The following is a 16,773-nucleotide window of genomic DNA, read 5'->3' as shown; positions in this document are numbered from 1 at the left end:
GTCCTGGACGTTTGAGTTGGTTTTGTAGCCTGTCCAGTACTCTAGCTTTTATTGAGTGGTCGCTCAATAAAGCATTCAGCAAATCATTTGCGGTCAATGAGATTCATTACAGACTTTCTGATTACTTTCCGATGCAGAAGCTGCTGAAGATCTTGCCTAATAACTCATCAGGCGTCAGATGCCCGGTGATCTCGCCCAGGCTGTCCTGTGCGGCACGCAGGTCTTCAGCCAGAAGCTCACCGGCACCAAAACCCTCTAGCTGGCTCTGGCCCTGAATCAACAAGGTCTGGGCCCGTTCCAGGGCATCCAGATGCCGGCGCCGGGCCAGAAAACCGCCCTCTGTGGTGCTGGCAAACCCCATGCACTGTTTGAGATGGTCCCGGAGTATGTCCAGGCCCTCGGCAGACTTTGCCGCCAACCGGATCACCGGCGCGCTCTGGTGATCTTCGGCACTGATGCCGACCGGTTCACCAGAGAGGTCCACCTTGTTACGTATCACCGTCACCGGGGCGTTGGCCGGTAGCTGGTCGATGAAATCCGGCCAGATTTCATGGGGACTGGTTTTATCGGTGGTTGTCGCATCCACCATCAGAAGAATACGATCGGCCTGACGGATTTCCTCCCAGGCCCGGGCAATTCCGATCTGTTCCACTTCGTCCGGGCTGTCCCGCAGGCCGGCGGTATCGATAATGTGCAGGGGCATCCCATCGATGTGGATGTGCTCCCGCAGGACATCACGGGTTGTGCCCTCAATCGCCGTAACAATGGCCGCTTCGCGACCGGCGAGGGCATTGAGTAGACTCGACTTGCCGGCATTGGGCCTTCCGCCGATCACCACTTTCATGCCGTCACGAAGAATAGTTCCCTGCTGGGCTTCGGCCAGGATTTTCCCGAGCCGCTCCAGGAGGTTTTGAAGGTCACTGGCCACCTTGCCGTCGGCCAGGAAGTCGATCTCCTCCTCGGGAAAATCGATCGCCGCCTCAACGTAGATCCGCAGGTGGGTCACCGCGTCCACCAGATCCTCGATCTGCCGGGAGAACACCCCCTGCATGGAACGAACGGCACAACGCGCTGCCTGTTCCGAGCTGCTCTCGATCAGATCGGCAATCGCTTCGGCCTGGGCCAGATCCAGTTTGTCGTTCAGAAACGCCCGCTCGGAAAACTCACCGGGGCGGGCCAGTCTTGCGCCCTGGCTGCACACTTCCCGAAGCAGAAGATCGAGAATCACGGTGCCACCGTGGCCCTGAAGCTCGAATACATCCTCACCGGTAAAGGAGTGGGGATTAGGGAAAAACAGCCCGATGCCCTCGTCAATCAACTCGCCCCGGCTATCTTGGAATGGGCCGTAATGGGCATAACGGGGTTTGGGCTCAAACCCAAGCATCTGTCTGGCAATAGCCCGGGCCTTGGGACCGGACACGCGAACGATTCCGACCCCGGCCTGTCCGGGTGCGGTGGCTATGGCTGTGATGGTTTCAGAACTCTGGCTCATGCTTTTTCCACAGGCTGAAAACAACAAAGGCTCCACAGAGGAGCCTTTGCCGGGTCGGTTCGGGCACCGGTCAGTGCTTTTTACCGGCCATTTCTGCTTCGATCTTGCGGGTAATGTACCACTGCTGGGCAATGGACAGAATGTTGTTTACCAGCCAGTACAGTACCAGACCGGCCGGGAACCACAGGAAGAACACGGTGAAGATCAACGGCATCATCTTCATGATCTTGGCCTGCATGGGATCCGGCGGCGTCGGGTTCAGACTCATCTGCAGGAACATGCTGGCGCCCATCAGAATCGGCAGGATGAAATACGGGTCCATCACCGACAGATCCTGAATCCACAGCATGAATGGCGCATGGCGTAGCTGGACACTCTCAAACAGTACCCAGTACAGGGAGATGAACACGGGCATCTGCACCAGTATTGGCAGACAGCCCCCGAGCGGATTGATCTTCTCCCGCTTGTACAGCGCCATCATTTCCTGGGACATGCGCTGTCGGTCGTCACCATAGAGCTCTTTTAGCCGGGTCAGCTGAGGCGCTACCGCCCGCATTTTGGCCATGGACTTGTAACTGGTGGCGGACAGGTGGAAGAACACCCCCTTGACCAGAACCGTCAGCAGGATGATGGCAACACCCCAGTTGCCAACAAGGCTGTGGAACCAATCCAGAATGATGAACAGCGGCAGGGAAATAAAGAACAGCCAGCCGAAATCAACGGTACGGTCCATGTTCGGAGCCACGGCTTCCAGACGCTCAATGATTTTCGGTCCGACATAAGCCCGTGCACCGATCTCGGCGGTCTCGCCCGGCGCTACTGTGGTGGCGGGGTAGACAAAGCCCATCACGTAGTTCTGGCCACGTTGTGTGGTCTGATACTGGGCAGAGATGTCACGTTCGGGTACCCAGGCAGACAGGAAGTAGTGCTGGAGAAAGGCCAGCCAGCCGTTGGTGACGGACTGGTTGATCTGGGTCTCCTGCAGGTCGCCAAAATCGAATTTCTCGTAGGGATCTTCCGGGGAGCTGATCACCAGGCCAAGAAATGCCTGAATACCCATGCTGGTCTGGGAGGTTGGGTCTGGAGACTGGTCACGGACGATCTTGCCGGTGAAATTGCCTTGCCAGTTTTCACCGGACTGGTTCTCAACCAGGTACTTGACGCCTATCTCATAGCTGTCGCGTTCAAACTGGTAGTGCTTGGTGATCTGCACACCGCTATCGGTGGTGTATGTCAGGTTTACCTGGAGCTGGTTGTCACCCTCAGCCAGCTCATAGCTGGAGGCGTCTGCATTGTAGACGGGAGCGGAACCGTTTTTGCGGCTATCAGGACCGTCACGACCGATCAGACCGCTTTCAAGAACGTAGAGACGGTTCTGCGTGTTGTTCAGGAGTGTCAGCGGTTCCTTGCTGTTCAGGGAGTCGTCGTAGTCAAGCAACTGGGCTTTCACCAGGTTACCGCTTACCCGATCAATTTGCAGGTCGTACACGTCAGTGCGGACAGTAATGAACTGATCGCTGACGGTGGTGTTGTTTTCTGTTGAGCTTACGACAGCCTGACCTGTTTCCGGTGTAGTGAACTCGCCGTCACCGTCTACCTGTGCAGTACCTTCCTCCGGAAGCACCATATCGTCTGAACTGCCCATGCTGCCGTTGTTTTGCGAAGGCTGCGATTCAGCGACTTGAGCCGTCTGCGGCTGCTGATGGTAATCCTCATTCCAGGCAAGCACCATCAGATAACTGACAATAGCCAGGCCGGCAAATAATACGATGCGTTGAATATCCATAGAGTTACTGTCTGGTCTGGGTTGTTGTATGGGAATGATCAGCGTGTACGCAGGTTGTTGCCGTTTCCTGAACCCGGGGGTCTGTTGTTCCCGGTACAGGATCATAACCGCCTTCGGCCCAGGGATGACACCTTAACAGACGCCGGATCGCGAGAAATAATCCTTTAAGCGCGCCATGATGGGTTATGGCTTCAACGGCGTATTGTGAGCAGGTGGGATAGTGGCGGCAGTGACTGGCCATCAGGGGACTGATTGCGTACTGGTAGAAGCGGATGGGCAAAAGCAGAAGCTTGCGCATTAACCCGTTCCTCGACCGGCAGGTTCGGATGTTGCTGCCCGGGATGGCTGAGATTGAGCGTACTTTTTCCTGAGACGGCGCCAGAGGTCGTCCATGGCTGCGCGCACCAAATGGTTGTCCAGGGAAACCAGTCCCTGCCGTCCCAGAACCACAAGATCGACACCCGGCAGGTCCGTCTGGTGCCGAAAGCTTTCTCTGACCTGTCGTTTTATCCGGTTTCTCTGGACGGCAAGCTTGAGGTTCTTCTTCGAGAAGATCAAACCGATCCTGGCGTGACCGAGGTTGTTCGGTGTTGCCAGGATCAGAAAATTCCGGTGCGGAACTTTCAGCTGCACGTCGTTGAAGACTTTGCCGTAATCAGCAGGTCGCAAAAGACGATGTGATTTCGGGAAACTCAAAGCCTTCATCAGGCAATCAGAGCTTACGCGGACAGACGTGCGCGGCCCTTGGCACGACGACGGGAAATAACCTTGCGACCGTTGGCAGTGGCCATACGGGCACGGAAACCGTGAACGCGCTTACGCTTCAGGACGCTTGGTTGAAACGTTCTTTTCATGGTGATGATCTCACAATTCGTAAGTTGGAAATTCAGTAACTGGCTGGAAAATGAACAGCCAAAACAGGAGCGGCATTCTATGCAAATACCGGTGGGAATTCAATGCTTATTGCTAATGGGTTGTGCGCATCCTGAAAATTCCCGAATGGCCTGGCCAGCTAATAAATTCAGTAAGTCTTTTTAGAATTCTTTTAAGGATTAATTATTACTGTTATTAGTATCGAAGATTTCTGTGGATAAGCAAAAAAATAGTTTGAAAAACAGATTCCTGAACGGTTTATAAGGGTATTGATAAGGCGCCCTGAGGGCTGTGGACGGCGGCAGGGCGAAATGTGGGTAAGTGGGTTTAGTGTGATGGGTCGAAGTTATCCCCGGTTGCGTCCCGTGGTTCCTAACAGGGTTAAACCCGGGCTGTGCACACAGGCCTGTGGGTAACTTTCCGAGAAGTTATTTTCTGTACACAAGGTTGTAGGTAAGTTCGTAAAAATATGAAATATAAAGGAATAAATTTCCACAGGCTGTTCATTAACTGGCTTTGGCTCTTTCACTGGGGGGCCGGTCGGGTTAGAATCCGGGGTCATCTCACAGGACAGGAAGTCCCTTGTCCGTTCAGAGACATTTCAGGGTTATCGGGAGCAGGCTGTCGTGCCAAACAGTATGTGGCATCAATGTCTTGAAGTACTCCGGGACGAGTTTCCCGCACAACAGTTCAATACCTGGCTCAGGCCCCTCCAATCCGATCACCGGGAGGGGCAGCTGATGCTGTTCGCTCCGAACCGCTTTGTGATGGATTGGGTGAACGAAAAGTACCTGAGGCGTATCGAAGAGGTGCTCAAGGATCTGAACGGCGGGCAGGCGCCCCGCGTCAATATGAAAGTGGGTTCGGCACCCCGTGAAGATGAACCGGTCAAACGCTCGGAAGTACCTGCTCGGGTTAATGGCCAGGTTCATGAAGAGACCGGTAGCCGGGTCACCGAAGAAGAGAAAGGTGTGGCCGCTACGGTGGCCGGTTCGCCTTCTGTTCGCCCGAAAAGTGGTAGTGAGCGGCGGCCGGTTCAGGTTGAAGGCGATATCAAGCACCAGAGTTTCCTGAATGAAGGATTCACCTTCGAAACCTTTGTCGAAGGTAAATCCAACCAGTTGGCTAGAGCGGCCTCCATGCAGGTGGCGGAGAATCCGGGTGGTGCCTACAATCCGTTGTTCCTGTACGGCGGTGTTGGTCTTGGTAAAACACACCTGATGCATGCGATCGGCAACGAAATTGTCCGTCGCAACCCCAAGGCGAAAGTGGCTTATCTTCGCTCGGAACGATTCGTGGCAGACATGGTCAAGGCGCTGCAACTGAATGCGATCAATGAATTCAAGCGCTACTACCGGTCGGTGGATGCCCTGCTGATCGACGACATCCAGTTTTTTGCCCGCAAGGAGCGCTCCCAGGAAGAATTCTTCCACACGTTTAATGCGCTGCTGGAAGGTGGTCAGCAGGTGATCGTGACCTGTGACCGGTTCCCGAAAGAAATTGTCGATATGGAAGAGCGGCTCAAATCCCGGTTTGGCTGGGGCCTGACTGTCATGGTTGAGCCACCGGAACTCGAAACCCGGGTGGCCATTCTGATGAAAAAGGCCGATCAGGCCAACGTAAAGCTGAGCAGCGAAGCGGCTTTTTTTATTGCCCAGAAGATTCGTTCGAATGTTCGAGAACTTGAAGGGGCGTTGCGTTTGGTGATAGCGAATGCTCACTTCACCGGTTCGGAAATCACACCCCCGTTTATCCGGGAGAGCTTGAAAGACCTGTTGGCGCTGCACGAGAAACAGGTGAGCATCGATAACATTCAGCGAACTGTGGCGGAGTATTACAAGATCAAGGTAGCCGATTTGCTATCCAAGCGCCGGACCCGAACGGTGACCCGGCCCCGGCAGGTCGCCATGTCCCTGTCCAAGGAGTTGACCAATCACAGCTTGCCCGAGATTGGCGACGCCTTTGGTGGTCGGGACCACACCACCGTATTGCATGCGTGCAAGAAAATCGTGGAATTGCAGGAGACTGATCCGGGCATCCGCGAGGATTATCAGAATTTTATGAGACTGCTGACCACCTGATGCCGGGCGTTGGCGAACAACATTCACCCTTCCAACATAAAGAAAGCTGAGTGCCATGAAACTGACGATCAGCCGTGAATCCCTGCTCACCCCGCTGCAAAGCATTGCCGGTGTAGTGGAAAAGAAACAGACCATGCCCGTGTTGTCCAACGTTCTGCTGGTGGCCGAGGACAATACCCTGACCCTGACCGGTACCAATATGGAAGTGGAGCTGGTGGCACGGGTAACGCCGGTGCATGTGGATCAGCCCGGCCGGATTACTGTTCCGGCCCGCAAGCTGTCCGATATTTCCCGCGCCCTTGGCGACGAAGCGCCGATGGAACTTTCGCTTGAAGGCGATCGCTTGCACCTGCGCTGTGGCGCCAGTCATTTCACGTTGTCCACACTGCCGGCGGAGCACTTCCCCAACGTGGAAGACGAAGATGAAAGCTTCCGTCTGGAGTTACCCCAAAAAGAACTGGGCCGGATGCTGGACGCCACTGCATTTGCCATGGCTCAGCAGGATGTTCGCTACTACCTGAACGGCCTGTTGCTGGAAGTGGACAAGGATCATGTCCGGACGGTGGCGACGGATGGTCACCGGCTGGCGATGGCACACCTGGAACTGCCGACCAATTGCCCGGAGTTGCGGCAGGTTATTGTCCCGCGTAAAGGGGTCCTTGAGCTTGCCAGGTTGCTGGATGATGTGGAAACACCGGTTACCCTCGTCATTGGTGACAATCATCTGCGGGCGACGGTGGGTTCGTACACCTTTACGTCGAAACTTATTGAAGGGAAATTCCCCGATTACAACCGGGTTATTCCGCGAGGGGGCGACAAGGTTGTTCTGGCCGACCGCGCCACATTGAAGAATACCCTGCAACGGGCGGGGATCCTGTCTCACGAAAATATCCGTGGTGTACGACTTAACTTGGCTTCGAATGAACTCCAGGTATTCGCCAACAACCCGGATCAGGAACAGGCCGAAGACGCGCTTCCGGTGGACTATCAGGGTGAATCCCTGCAGATCGGTTTTAATGTAGGCTACCTGGTGGATGTTATGAACGCGCTGGATGAGGATCAGGTCAAGATTACCCTGTCCAATCCCAACAGCAGTGCGTTGATTGAGGCGCAGAATGATAACCGCTGCCTCTATGTTGTCATGCCCATGAGGCTGTAGGAGGAAGATAGATTGATGAGTACCGTAACGAACGGAATCAAAGGCGCGTTCCGGATTGGCCAGACTGTGTCGGTACTCGGGCGCACCGGGATCAATTGGCTGAGGGGGGAGCGTCCTCCGACGCCGAGGCTGCTGAGGCAGACGTTTGAATCCCTCGGTGCGACCTATATCAAGCTGGGACAGTTTATTGCCAGTTCCCCTACATTTTTCCCGAAGGAGTATGTGGAGGAATTCCAGAACTGCCTGGATAAGACCCCGAACCTGCCGTTCGGCGTCATCAAGAAGATTATCCGGGACGAGCTGGGAAGACCGCTGGATGAAGTCTATTCAGAAATCGATCCGGTAGCATTGGCGTCGGCTTCGATTGCTCAGGTGCATGCCGCGCGGCTGGTAACCGGTGAAGAGGTGGTTATCAAGGTGCAGAAGCCGGGGGTCGAGAACATCCTGCTGACGGACCTGAACTTTCTGTATGTGTCCGCCCGCATTATTGAAACCCTGGCGCCGAAACTGTCCTGGACATCCATGTCCGGTATTGTCGAAGAAATCCAGCGGACCATGATGGAAGAGTGTGACTTCATCAAGGAAGCCAACAACCTCAAGGTATTCCGGGATTTCCTGCACGACACCCATAATGAAGACGCGGCAGTGCCGAGGGTGTTCGAGCATTGCAGCACCCGTCGGATTCTGACAATGGAACGCTTTCATGGTGTTTCGCTGACGGATCTGGAAAGCATTCGTGGTTACGCTCGTGATCCGGAGCGGACCCTGATCACCGCGATGAATACCTGGTTTGCCAGTCTGACGCAGTGCGAGTTCTTTCATGCCGATGTTCACGCCGGAAACCTGATGGTGCTGAAGGATGGCCGGGTCGGTTTTATCGATTTTGGCATTGTTGGTCGGATCAAGCCGGATACCTGGCAGGCAGTCAGTGATTTTATTTCGGCGGTAATGGTTGGCAATTTCGATGGGATGGCCGATGCCATGATTCGTATCGGCATTACCCGCCAGACTGTCCGAGTGGAAGACCTCGCTGCTGATCTGAAAAGGCTGTATCAGCAGATGGACAAGATGGTGCCGGATGAAGTGCCTTATGAGGCGGATCAGGCAGAGGACGATGTTAATCATATTCTGATGGATATGGTTAAGATCGGTGAAAGCCATGGGCTGCATTTCCCGAGGGAATTTGCCTTGCTGCTGAAGCAATTTCTGTACTTCGACCGGTATGTGCACATCCTTGCTCCGGAAATGGATGTGTTCATGGACGAACGGCTGAACATGCTTCACTGAGGCTGTCGCCTTGAGCGATTGGCTTTTGTACACTAGGGCGGCGTTACTGAAGGGAGGTAACGCCGCCTTTTTCGTTTGACGGGTTTCATTCGATTCTCTCCCCTCTGCCCCTCGAGTTTGCTTTTCTATGGCGCTTGTAAAATTCCAGACTGAAAATTTTCGAAACTTGTCTTCTGCGCCTGTGAGCTTTTCGCCTTCCTTCAATCTGTTGTACGGAGAAAATGGCAGCGGCAAAACCAGTGTCCTGGAAGCCATAGGGTACCTGGGGTTGGGTCGTTCTTTTCGAGTGAATCGACATCAGGCGGTGGTGAGTCACGGTCAACAACGACTCACGGTCTTTGGCGGGTTGGATCATGGTCTCGAGGAGAGCGACCGCACGAAAAATTCGGAACTCGTGCACCGGCTCGGAATATCTCGGGATATTGGGCAGAAGGAAACGGTTTTGCGAGTGGATGGGGAAGCGGTGCGTAGCCTGTCTGGGCTCGCGAAACATTTTCCAGTATCGGTAATTGATCCGGGAGTGTTTGATGTGGTCGCCGGCGGACCAGGAAAGCGGCGACAATTTCTCGACTGGTTAGTGTTCCACGTGGAACCTTCTTTCGGATCGTTATGGCAACAATGCCAGCGAGTCACATCACAGCGGAATCAAACGCTGAGAAATGGTAGACTAGACGAAGCTTTAATGCGGGTCTGGGATAACCAGTACACCACCCTGAGTGAACGCATTACCGAGGCTCGCGCTGGCACCTTTGGCCGGTTTAAGGCGGCTTTTGAAAAGCTGGTTCGGGAAGTGGAAGTACCCTGGACCGAAGGTCTGAAGCTTGAGTACTACCCGGGCTGGGATGTTAGCTGCCCACTGGTGGAATTGCTTGTAGATCATCGGGAGCAGGAGCGAAAGGTTGGACACACGCTTTATGGTCCGAACCGCGCCGACATCCGGCTGAAGTTTCAGGGCAGGCCTGTTGCTGAAACCTTCTCCCGGGGCCAGCAGAAAACCCTGGTGATTTTGATGAAGATTGCCCAAGGCATGGTTCTGAGTGATATGGGCAAACAGGTGACCTTTTTGCTTGACGATATTAACGCCGAGCTGGATGAAGGGCATCGGGCCATGCTGGCCAGCAGACTACAGGCATTACGTTGTCAGGTGTTCATCACGTCTATAGAGCGTCCACTCGTGGAACAGCTCTGGCCAGGCGGTAAGGCACCAGATTACAGATTGTTCCACGTGGAACATGGCAAATTGACGGAAGAATAAGACCGGTGCGAAGAGCGAATACTGCCCGGGCTATCACGCTTCAGGAGTTTCCGAATGAGTGAATCGAATTATAATTCCTCCAGTATCAAAGTCTTGAAAGGACTGGATGCGGTGCGAAAGCGGCCAGGCATGTACATTGGGGATACCGATGATGGCACCGGCCTGCACCACATGGTCTTTGAATTGGTGGATAACTCCATCGACGAAGCGCTTGCGGGCTATTGCTCAGAGATTGGCGTGGTTATCCACCCGGACGAATCGGTAACCGTGAAAGACAACGGCCGTGGCATCCCGGTGGATCTGCACGAAGAGGAAGGCGTTTCCGCTGCCGAAGTTATCATGACAGTGCTGCACGCTGGTGGTAAGTTCGATGACAACTCCTACAAGGTGTCTGGTGGCCTTCACGGCGTGGGTGTATCCGTGGTTAACGCCTTGTCCTCTACCCTTACCCTGACTATCCGTCGTGACAACAAGGTGTACGAGCAGACCTACACCCACGGTATTCCTAATGCGCCTCTGGCGGCTGTTGGCGAAACCGACGCCTCGGGCACCAAGGTGCATTTCATTCCGTCGCCGGAAACCTTCACTCACATTGAGTTCCACTACGACATTCTTGCCAAGCGCCTTCGTGAACTGGCGTTTTTGAACAGTGGCGTCCGCATCCGTCTGACCGATGAACGTTCGGGCAAGGAAGAAGTTTTTCAATATGAAGGTGGTCTGCGGGCATTTGTTGAGCATCTGAATGCTAACAAGACCCCGATTAACCGGGTATTCCACTTCAACCGTGAGCGGGAAGACGGTATTGCCGTGGAAGTGTCCATGCAATGGAATGATGCCTTCCAGGAAAACCTTTACTGTTTTACCAATAACATCCCCCAGCGGGATGGTGGTACCCATCTGGCCGGTTTCCGGGCGGCTCTCACCCGTTCCCTGAACAACTACATTGAGCAGGAAGGTCTGGGTAAGAAGGCGAAGGTTGCGACTTCCGGTGACGATGCCCGTGAAGGCCTCACTGCCATCATTAGCGTGAAAGTTCCGGACCCGAAGTTCTCCTCCCAGACCAAGGACAAACTGGTGTCCTCCGAGGTAAAAACCGCGGTCGAGCAGGAGCTGTACCAGAGTTTTGCCGAATACCTGCAGGAACAGCCGAACGAAGCCAAGCTCATCGTCAACAAGATGATCGAGGCCGCCCGGGCCCGTGAAGCTGCTCGTAAGGCACGGGATATGACCCGTCGAAAAGGGGCCCTGGACATTGCCGGCTTGCCCGGAAAACTGGCGGACTGCCAGGAGAAAGATCCTGCCCTTTCCGAACTGTACATCGTGGAGGGTGACTCGGCCGGTGGCAGTGCCAAACAGGGCCGTGACCGCAAGACCCAGGCAATCCTCCCGTTGAAGGGTAAGATCCTGAACGTGGAAAAAGCCCGCTTTGACAAGATGCTCTCCTCTGCGGAAGTGGGCACCCTGATCACAGCTCTCGGTTGTGGTATTGGCCGGGAAGAGTTCAATCCCGACAAGCTGCGTTACCACTCGATTATTATCATGACCGATGCGGACGTGGACGGTTCCCACATCCGGACCCTGCTGCTGACCTTCCTGTTCCGTCAGATGCGCGAAATCATCGAGCGAGGCCACGTCTTTATCGCCATGCCACCGCTGTACAAGGTCAAGCGTGGCAAACAGGAGCAGTACCTGAAGGACGAGAAGGCCAAGGAAGCCTACCTTACCCAGACGGCTCTGGAAGGCGCCCAGCTCTATGTGAATCCGGAGGCTCCGGCGATCAAGGATTCCGCACTGGAAACCATGGTCAAGGACTACCAGGCCGTTATGAACATGATTGGCCGCCTGTCCCGTGCCTACCCGGCCAAGGTTCTGGAACAGATGCTTCAGAACGTTACCCTCAAGCCTGAGCACCTGAAAGAGGAAGCGGAAGTGGCTCGCTGGGTCGCGCGCCTGGGTGACGGCCTGGACCTGGATACCCGTACCGGGACCAAGTACACCTTCTCGGTAACCAAGGATACCGAACGGGGCCTGTACCTCCCGAAAGTGACCATCTACGTTCACGGGATCCCCTACGACCATGTCTTCAGCCATGATTTCTTCGAATCATCCTCGTATGCGGCGATCGCCCGCATGGGTGAGACCCTGGATGGGCTCATTGAAGAAGGCGCTTATATCCAACGGGGTGAGCGCAAACAGGCGGTTCTCTCTTTTGAGGGCGCTCTGGATTGGCTGATGAAAGAGGCTCAGCGCGGTCTGAACATTCAGCGCTACAAAGGACTGGGCGAGATGAACCCGGAACAGTTGTGGGAAACCACCATGGACCCGGAGACCCGTCGGATGATGAAAGTGACCATCGAAGACGCCATTGCGGCCGACCAGATCTTCACAACTCTGATGGGTGACGACGTAGAGCCGCGTCGCAACTTTATCCAGACCAATGCGCTGGAAGTGACTAACCTGGATATCTGATCAATAACGTCCAGGCGCAATAAAAAAGCGGCGGAGGTTTTGAAGCCTCCGCCGCTTTTTTGTGTCCGGCCTTAACGGAAAATCCAGGGGGCTGCTATTTCCCTGTGGTCGATTCCGAGGATTTGTTTCGTTCCTTCTCTTTCTCTGCCAGATGAGGCGCCATCACCTCTTCCAGCGTGTAGCCGGTCAGCCGTCGAATGGTCCGCCAGAGATAATAGAAAATCAGCATCATCATGATCATCGAAGGAATGGCGATCATCGGATAGCTCACCAGCGTCATCCGGCCGAGCTCCTCATTGAACGCCTGGGTGCCGGAGGGGCTGACCACGATCCATTTGGCGAGCACGTAGTTCATGATCGATGAGAAAAGAAAGGTGCCGGCAAAGAAGTAGCTGGCCTTCAGAAGACGTTCTTCGAACTCACCAACCCGGCCGTGTTCCTCGAGTGTTTTATGGATCTTATCCACATCCAGAACACTCGGGTTGTACAGCAGTGTGCGTACCAGTGGGTACCTGGTTCTGGTAGAGGCCAGTACCGCCAGACCAATGATTGCGGGAATCGCGGCTTCCTTGATGGCCAGCCAGCCGGCATCCAGTTCCAGTAAACCGATGCCACCGGTCAGGCCAACGCTGACCAGGCCGAGTACCGCGATGAAGTTTTTCTTGCGGTATTTGATCAACTCGAACAGGCCCCAGCCCAGGGGAAACGCCAGGCCGATGAGCAGCGCATTGACGTTGCCCAGGTGTTCCTCGCCACTGAATTTCATCAGGATAACGGAAGGAATGATAATGCTGACCAGCAAATCGACCCAGGGCCTTGGCTTGTGGTCCGGTATGTTCGCGGAGCTCGGAGACGTCATGATCTAGCCTGGTTGGTGGAACTGGAGCAGGGCAAGTGGCACTGCTGAAGTAGTCTGGGCAGTATACGACGAATCGGAGTGCGGACGTAACCGCCGTCCCCGGACACAGAAGCGGTGGTTTGGCTGTCAGAATGCCCGGCTTTCAAATAGGTATAAAAAAGCCGGGCTTATGCCCGGCTTTTCTGGTTCTTCGTGGATGTCAGCGCCGATCAGGCACCCACTTCCTTGAGGCTTTCTTCCACAATGGCCAGCCCTTCTTCCAGCACATCGTCTTCGATGGTTACCGGCATAAGGAAACGCAAAGTATTGCCGTACATGCCACAGCTCAGAAGAATCAGACCCTTCTCCTTCGCTTTCTTGGTCACCGCCGCTGCGAGTTCCGGTTTGGGTGTATGGCTATCCTTGCTTTCTACCAGCTCAAAGGCCGCCATGGGGCCGAGATTGCGCACATTATCGACATGGGCAAACTGCTCCTGCCACTGACCGAAGCGTTGCTTCAGCTTCTCGCCCAGCGCCTGGGCCTTACCAAGAATGTCCTCTTCCTTGAACACATCGAACACGGCGAGGGCTGCGGCACAGGCTGTCGGACTACCGGTGTAGGTGCCGCCCAGCGAGTTCGGGCCGGAAGCATCCATGTACTTGTCGGTACCAACAATCGCGGAAATCGGCATGCCATCCGCCATACTCTTGGCCATGGTCATCAGATCCGGCTCAACGCCACTGTGCTCAATGGCAAACATCTTGCCGGTCCGGCCAAAGCCGCTCTGCACTTCATCCGCGATCATCAGGATGTCGTTCTCATCACAAATCTTGCGGATTTCCTTCAGGAAACTGGTCGGTGCCGCGTAGAAGCCGCCCTCACCCAGGACCGGCTCGATGACGATCGCCGCGGTGTTGTGGCCCGGCGAATCCGCCTTCATGGCCATCTTCAGGCCACGCAATGCTTCGTCTTCGCTAACGCCGTGATAAGGAACCGGGTATGGTGCACGGTAAACGGTACCGGGCATGGGCCCGAAGTCGGTCTGGTAAGGGGCGGCCTTGCCGTTCATCGCCATGGTGTAGAAGGTACGACCGTGATAACCGCCGTCAAAGCAGATTACGTTGGTCTTGCCGGTCGCCGCACGGGCGATCTTCATGGCGTTTTCCAGGGCTTCAGCGCCGGAGTTCGCCAGCATCACCTTGGCATGGCCACGTACCGGTACTACGCCGCTCAGCTTCTCCGCCAGTTTAACGTAGCCCTCGTAGGGCATGACCGTCTGGCAGGTGTGCATCAGCTTGTCCAGCTGCGCCTTGACCGCTTCCACCACCTTTGGGTGACGGTGGCCAATGTTCAATACGCCGATGCCGCCAGCAAAATCGATCATGCGTTTGCCGTCTGCATCCCACAATTCCGCATTCGTTGCATGGTCGGCAAACTGTTCGTTCGGACTTGCCGCGCCCGCCGCAACGTAGCGTTCTTTGAGTGCCTGCAATTCTTTATTGCTCACTTTGCCATTCTCCCTGGGTTCAGGTTCGGAAGTTTCACCTGACAGTGTAAGTAGTCCGGTCGCAGGAAACAAATTGACTATCGTCGCCTTCAGGCGGCATCGTCCCGGAATTGCAGTTTTGCCAGGCGTTGATAGAGGGCGTTATGACGCATCAGTTCATCGTGGCTGCCAACAGCGAGCAGGCGCCCTTGGTCCAATACCGCAATCCGGTCAGCGTCCCGCACCGTGGCCAGTCGATGAGCAATCACCAACGTGGTACGCCCCGCCGTAAGCGCCGGCATCGCCTGTTGGACCACGTTTTCACTCTCCGCATCCAGCGCACTGGTGGCCTCATCCAGTAACAGCACAGGCGCATCGGCCAGCAGCGCCCGTGCGATGGCAAGGCGCTGCTTCTGGCCTCCAGAGAGGCCCAGGCCAGCATCCCCGAGCGGCGTCTCGTAGCCCTTTGGCAGGTTCTGGATGAAATCATGGGCATGGGCGATTTTCGCCGCCTGCTCGACGTCCTGCTGGTTGGCATCGGGCCGGGCATAGCGGATATTGTCGGCCACGGTGCCATGGAACAGGGCGGGATTCTGAGGCACCAGTGAAAAACACCGGCGCAGAGCATCGAGAGACAGCTCGGCCGTGTCGAGGGCGTCGATCAGAATTCGGCCCCCTGTCGGCTGGTAGAAGTGCAGTAACAGATCAAACAGAGTGGATTTGCCGGCTCCGGACGGGCCCACCAGGGCCAGGGTCTCGCCTGCTTTAATCTCAAGCGTAAGATCCTTAAGCGCGGGCTGTTCCAGCCGCCCCGGATAACTGAAGCTGAGCCGGTCAATCCAGATTGCTCCCTGCACGTGTTCAGGCAGTTCCTGAGCCGTGTCTTTGCGATCAAACGCAGGCTTCGTCTGCAGCAGTTCAAACAGCCGTGCCGCCGAACCGGCGGCCCTCTGCAACTCGCCAATCACCTCGCTGATGGCGCCGGCAGCAACGCCTACCAGCAGGCTGTAAAACACGAAGGCCGCCAGTTCGCCGGGGCTGATTCGCCCGTGAATGACGTCCAGGCCTCCGATCCAGATAACGATGCCCACAGCACCCATCACCAGGGAAATGGCCAGCGTGGTCAACCAGGCGCGCTGACGGATACGCTGCCGGGCGATCTCGAAGGCCCGCTCAGACACTTCAGAAAAATACTTGCGGTCGTGGGGCTGATGGTTGAAGGCCTGAACCGTCTTGATCTGTGTGAGATTCTCGCCCACGTAGCTGCCAACATCTGCGACCCGGTCCTGACTGAGCCGGGACAGCGCCCGGACCCGCCGGCCAAAGAACAGGATGGGGGCGATCACCAGGGGAAAGCCCAGCAGAATGATGCTGGCCAGCTTGGCGTTGGTGATGAACAGCAGCATCAACCCCCCGACCAGCATCAGGGCATTGCGCAGCGCAATGGAAACCGTGGAGCCAATCACCGACTGCAGCACCGTGGTATCAGCGGTAAACCGGGACTGGATCTCCAGGGCCCGGTTCTGCTCGAAAAAGCCCGGATGAAGATCAATCAGGTGGTTGAACACTTTTTTGCGAATATCCGCCACCACCCGTTCGCCGATCCAGGACACCAGATAGAACCGGGCAAACGAGCCAAATGCGAGCCCCAATACCAGTATGAAAAACAGCCCGATGGCCCTGGCCAGGTTTTCCGGCGACTCGGTGGCTAATCCCTGATCGACAAGAATACGTAAACCCTGCCCTAACCCAAGAGTGATTCCGGCCGTAAAAATCAAAGCCACCAGGGCACCGGCGACAGCCCGGCGATAGGGGCTGATAAAGTCGATGACCAGTTTCAGGGCCTTGCGGTGACGAGTGTTAATGATGTGCCTCCAATCTGATGGCTACGATAGACTCCACTCCAATACGGTTTGTACTGGCAATAAGACCTATCATACAGCTACGTAAGAGCGTGCGGGGCGGGATGGCCTGACAGGACCGTCGAAAGTCATGGATGGCTTTCGCCGAGCGTATAGGGGTGAAGCCGAGCGTTTATGAAGCGAA

At 55.5% G+C, this 16,773-nt stretch carries 13 protein-coding genes; 5 read left to right on the top strand and 8 right to left on the bottom strand.

Annotated elements, in window-relative coordinates; genetic code table 11:
• Positions 1-121 precede the first annotated feature (121 nt).
• From mnmE to rpmH, 5 genes are all read right to left on the bottom strand, one after another.
• Entirely contained in the window at positions 122-1,492 is a 1,371-nt protein-coding gene (mnmE, locus tag CFT65_RS02625) for a tRNA uridine-5-carboxymethylaminomethyl(34) synthesis GTPase MnmE (protein WP_088826478.1), read from the bottom strand.
• Between the two features lie 70 nt (positions 1,493-1,562).
• Complete coding sequence (yidC, locus tag CFT65_RS02620; protein WP_088826477.1) at positions 1,563-3,278, bottom strand: membrane protein insertase YidC; 1,716 nt, start codon at positions 3,276-3,278, stop codon at positions 1,563-1,565.
• A 4-nt stretch (positions 3,279-3,282) separates the two neighbouring features.
• Positions 3,283-3,576: a membrane protein insertion efficiency factor YidD gene (yidD, locus tag CFT65_RS02615; protein ID WP_088826476.1), complete on the bottom strand. Its 294-nt coding sequence runs from the start codon at positions 3,574-3,576 to the stop codon at positions 3,283-3,285.
• Positions 3,576-3,983 (bottom strand): ribonuclease P protein component, encoded by a 408-nt coding sequence (gene rnpA / locus CFT65_RS02610; protein WP_088826475.1) that lies wholly within the window; start codon positions 3,981-3,983, stop codon positions 3,576-3,578. The genes yidD and rnpA overlap by 1 nt, the downstream gene beginning before the upstream one ends.
• A gap of 14 nt (positions 3,984-3,997) precedes the next feature.
• The gene (rpmH, locus tag CFT65_RS02605) at positions 3,998-4,132 is read right to left on the bottom strand and encodes a 50S ribosomal protein L34 (RefSeq protein ID WP_008172542.1); all 135 of its coding nucleotides are present in this window, start codon (positions 4,130-4,132) and stop codon (positions 3,998-4,000) included.
• A 645-nt stretch (positions 4,133-4,777) separates the two neighbouring features.
• Here rpmH and dnaA point away from each other — a divergent pair.
• From dnaA to gyrB, 5 genes are all read left to right on the top strand, one after another.
• Complete coding sequence (dnaA, locus tag CFT65_RS02600; RefSeq protein WP_088826474.1) at positions 4,778-6,232, top strand: chromosomal replication initiator protein DnaA; 1,455 nt, start codon at positions 4,778-4,780, stop codon at positions 6,230-6,232.
• Positions 6,233-6,287: 55 nt separating this feature from the next.
• A complete protein-coding gene (gene dnaN / locus CFT65_RS02595) occupies positions 6,288-7,391 on the top strand; it encodes a DNA polymerase III subunit beta (RefSeq protein ID WP_088826473.1) in 1,104 nt (367 codons plus the stop codon).
• A 15-nt stretch (positions 7,392-7,406) separates the two neighbouring features.
• Positions 7,407-8,678: an ABC1 kinase family protein gene (locus CFT65_RS02590; RefSeq protein WP_088826472.1), complete on the top strand. Its 1,272-nt coding sequence runs from the start codon at positions 7,407-7,409 to the stop codon at positions 8,676-8,678.
• A 127-nt stretch (positions 8,679-8,805) separates the two neighbouring features.
• The gene (recF, locus tag CFT65_RS02585) at positions 8,806-9,933 is read left to right on the top strand and encodes a DNA replication/repair protein RecF (RefSeq protein WP_088826471.1); all 1,128 of its coding nucleotides are present in this window, start codon (positions 8,806-8,808) and stop codon (positions 9,931-9,933) included.
• 54 nt (positions 9,934-9,987) lie between these two features.
• On the top strand, positions 9,988-12,402 hold the full coding sequence (gyrB, locus tag CFT65_RS02580) for a DNA topoisomerase (ATP-hydrolyzing) subunit B (RefSeq protein ID WP_088826470.1): 2,415 nt from the start codon (positions 9,988-9,990) through the stop codon (positions 12,400-12,402).
• 94 nt (positions 12,403-12,496) lie between these two features.
• Here gyrB and CFT65_RS02575 read toward each other — a convergent pair whose 3' ends face one another.
• The 3 genes from CFT65_RS02575 to CFT65_RS02565 all read right to left on the bottom strand — a co-directional run bounded on the left by CFT65_RS02575 (position 12,497) and on the right by CFT65_RS02565 (position 16,568).
• Positions 12,497-13,261, bottom strand: coding sequence for a VC0807 family protein (locus tag CFT65_RS02575; RefSeq protein WP_088826469.1), 765 nt, complete (start codon positions 13,259-13,261; stop codon positions 12,497-12,499).
• Between the two features lie 209 nt (positions 13,262-13,470).
• Complete coding sequence (gene gabT / locus CFT65_RS02570) at positions 13,471-14,748, bottom strand: 4-aminobutyrate--2-oxoglutarate transaminase (protein WP_088826468.1); 1,278 nt, start codon at positions 14,746-14,748, stop codon at positions 13,471-13,473.
• 89 nt (positions 14,749-14,837) lie between these two features.
• A complete protein-coding gene (locus CFT65_RS02565) occupies positions 14,838-16,568 on the bottom strand; it encodes an ABC transporter transmembrane domain-containing protein (protein ID WP_088826467.1) in 1,731 nt (576 codons plus the stop codon).
• Between the last annotated feature and the right edge of the window lie 205 nt (positions 16,569-16,773).

Origin of the sequence: Marinobacter sp. es.048, assembly GCF_900188435.1 — a bacterium.
Classification (GTDB): Bacteria; Pseudomonadota; Gammaproteobacteria; order Pseudomonadales; family Oleiphilaceae; genus Marinobacter.
This window is presented reverse-complemented; position numbering and strand designations above follow the sequence as displayed.

What these genes read in the sequence shown, in the direction of transcription:
- mnmE (WP_088826478.1), bottom strand. Translation starts at nt 1,492, where the DNA reads ATGAGCCAGAGTTCTGAAACCATCACAGCCATAGCCACCGCACCCGGA.
- yidC (WP_088826477.1), bottom strand. Translation starts at nt 3,278, where the DNA reads ATGGATATTCAACGCATCGTATTATTTGCCGGCCTGGCTATTGTCAGT.
- yidD (WP_088826476.1), bottom strand. Translation starts at nt 3,576, where the DNA reads ATGCGCAAGCTTCTGCTTTTGCCCATCCGCTTCTACCAGTACGCAATC.
- rnpA (WP_088826475.1), bottom strand. Translation starts at nt 3,983, where the DNA reads ATGAAGGCTTTGAGTTTCCCGAAATCACATCGTCTTTTGCGACCTGCT.
- rpmH (WP_008172542.1), bottom strand. Translation starts at nt 4,132, where the DNA reads ATGAAAAGAACGTTTCAACCAAGCGTCCTGAAGCGTAAGCGCGTTCAC.
- dnaN (WP_088826473.1), top strand. Translation starts at nt 6,288, where the DNA reads ATGAAACTGACGATCAGCCGTGAATCCCTGCTCACCCCGCTGCAAAGC.
- CFT65_RS02590 (WP_088826472.1), top strand. Translation starts at nt 7,407, where the DNA reads ATGAGTACCGTAACGAACGGAATCAAAGGCGCGTTCCGGATTGGCCAG.
- recF (WP_088826471.1), top strand. Translation starts at nt 8,806, where the DNA reads ATGGCGCTTGTAAAATTCCAGACTGAAAATTTTCGAAACTTGTCTTCT.
- gyrB (WP_088826470.1), top strand. Translation starts at nt 9,988, where the DNA reads ATGAGTGAATCGAATTATAATTCCTCCAGTATCAAAGTCTTGAAAGGA.
- CFT65_RS02575 (WP_088826469.1), bottom strand. Translation starts at nt 13,261, where the DNA reads ATGACGTCTCCGAGCTCCGCGAACATACCGGACCACAAGCCAAGGCCC.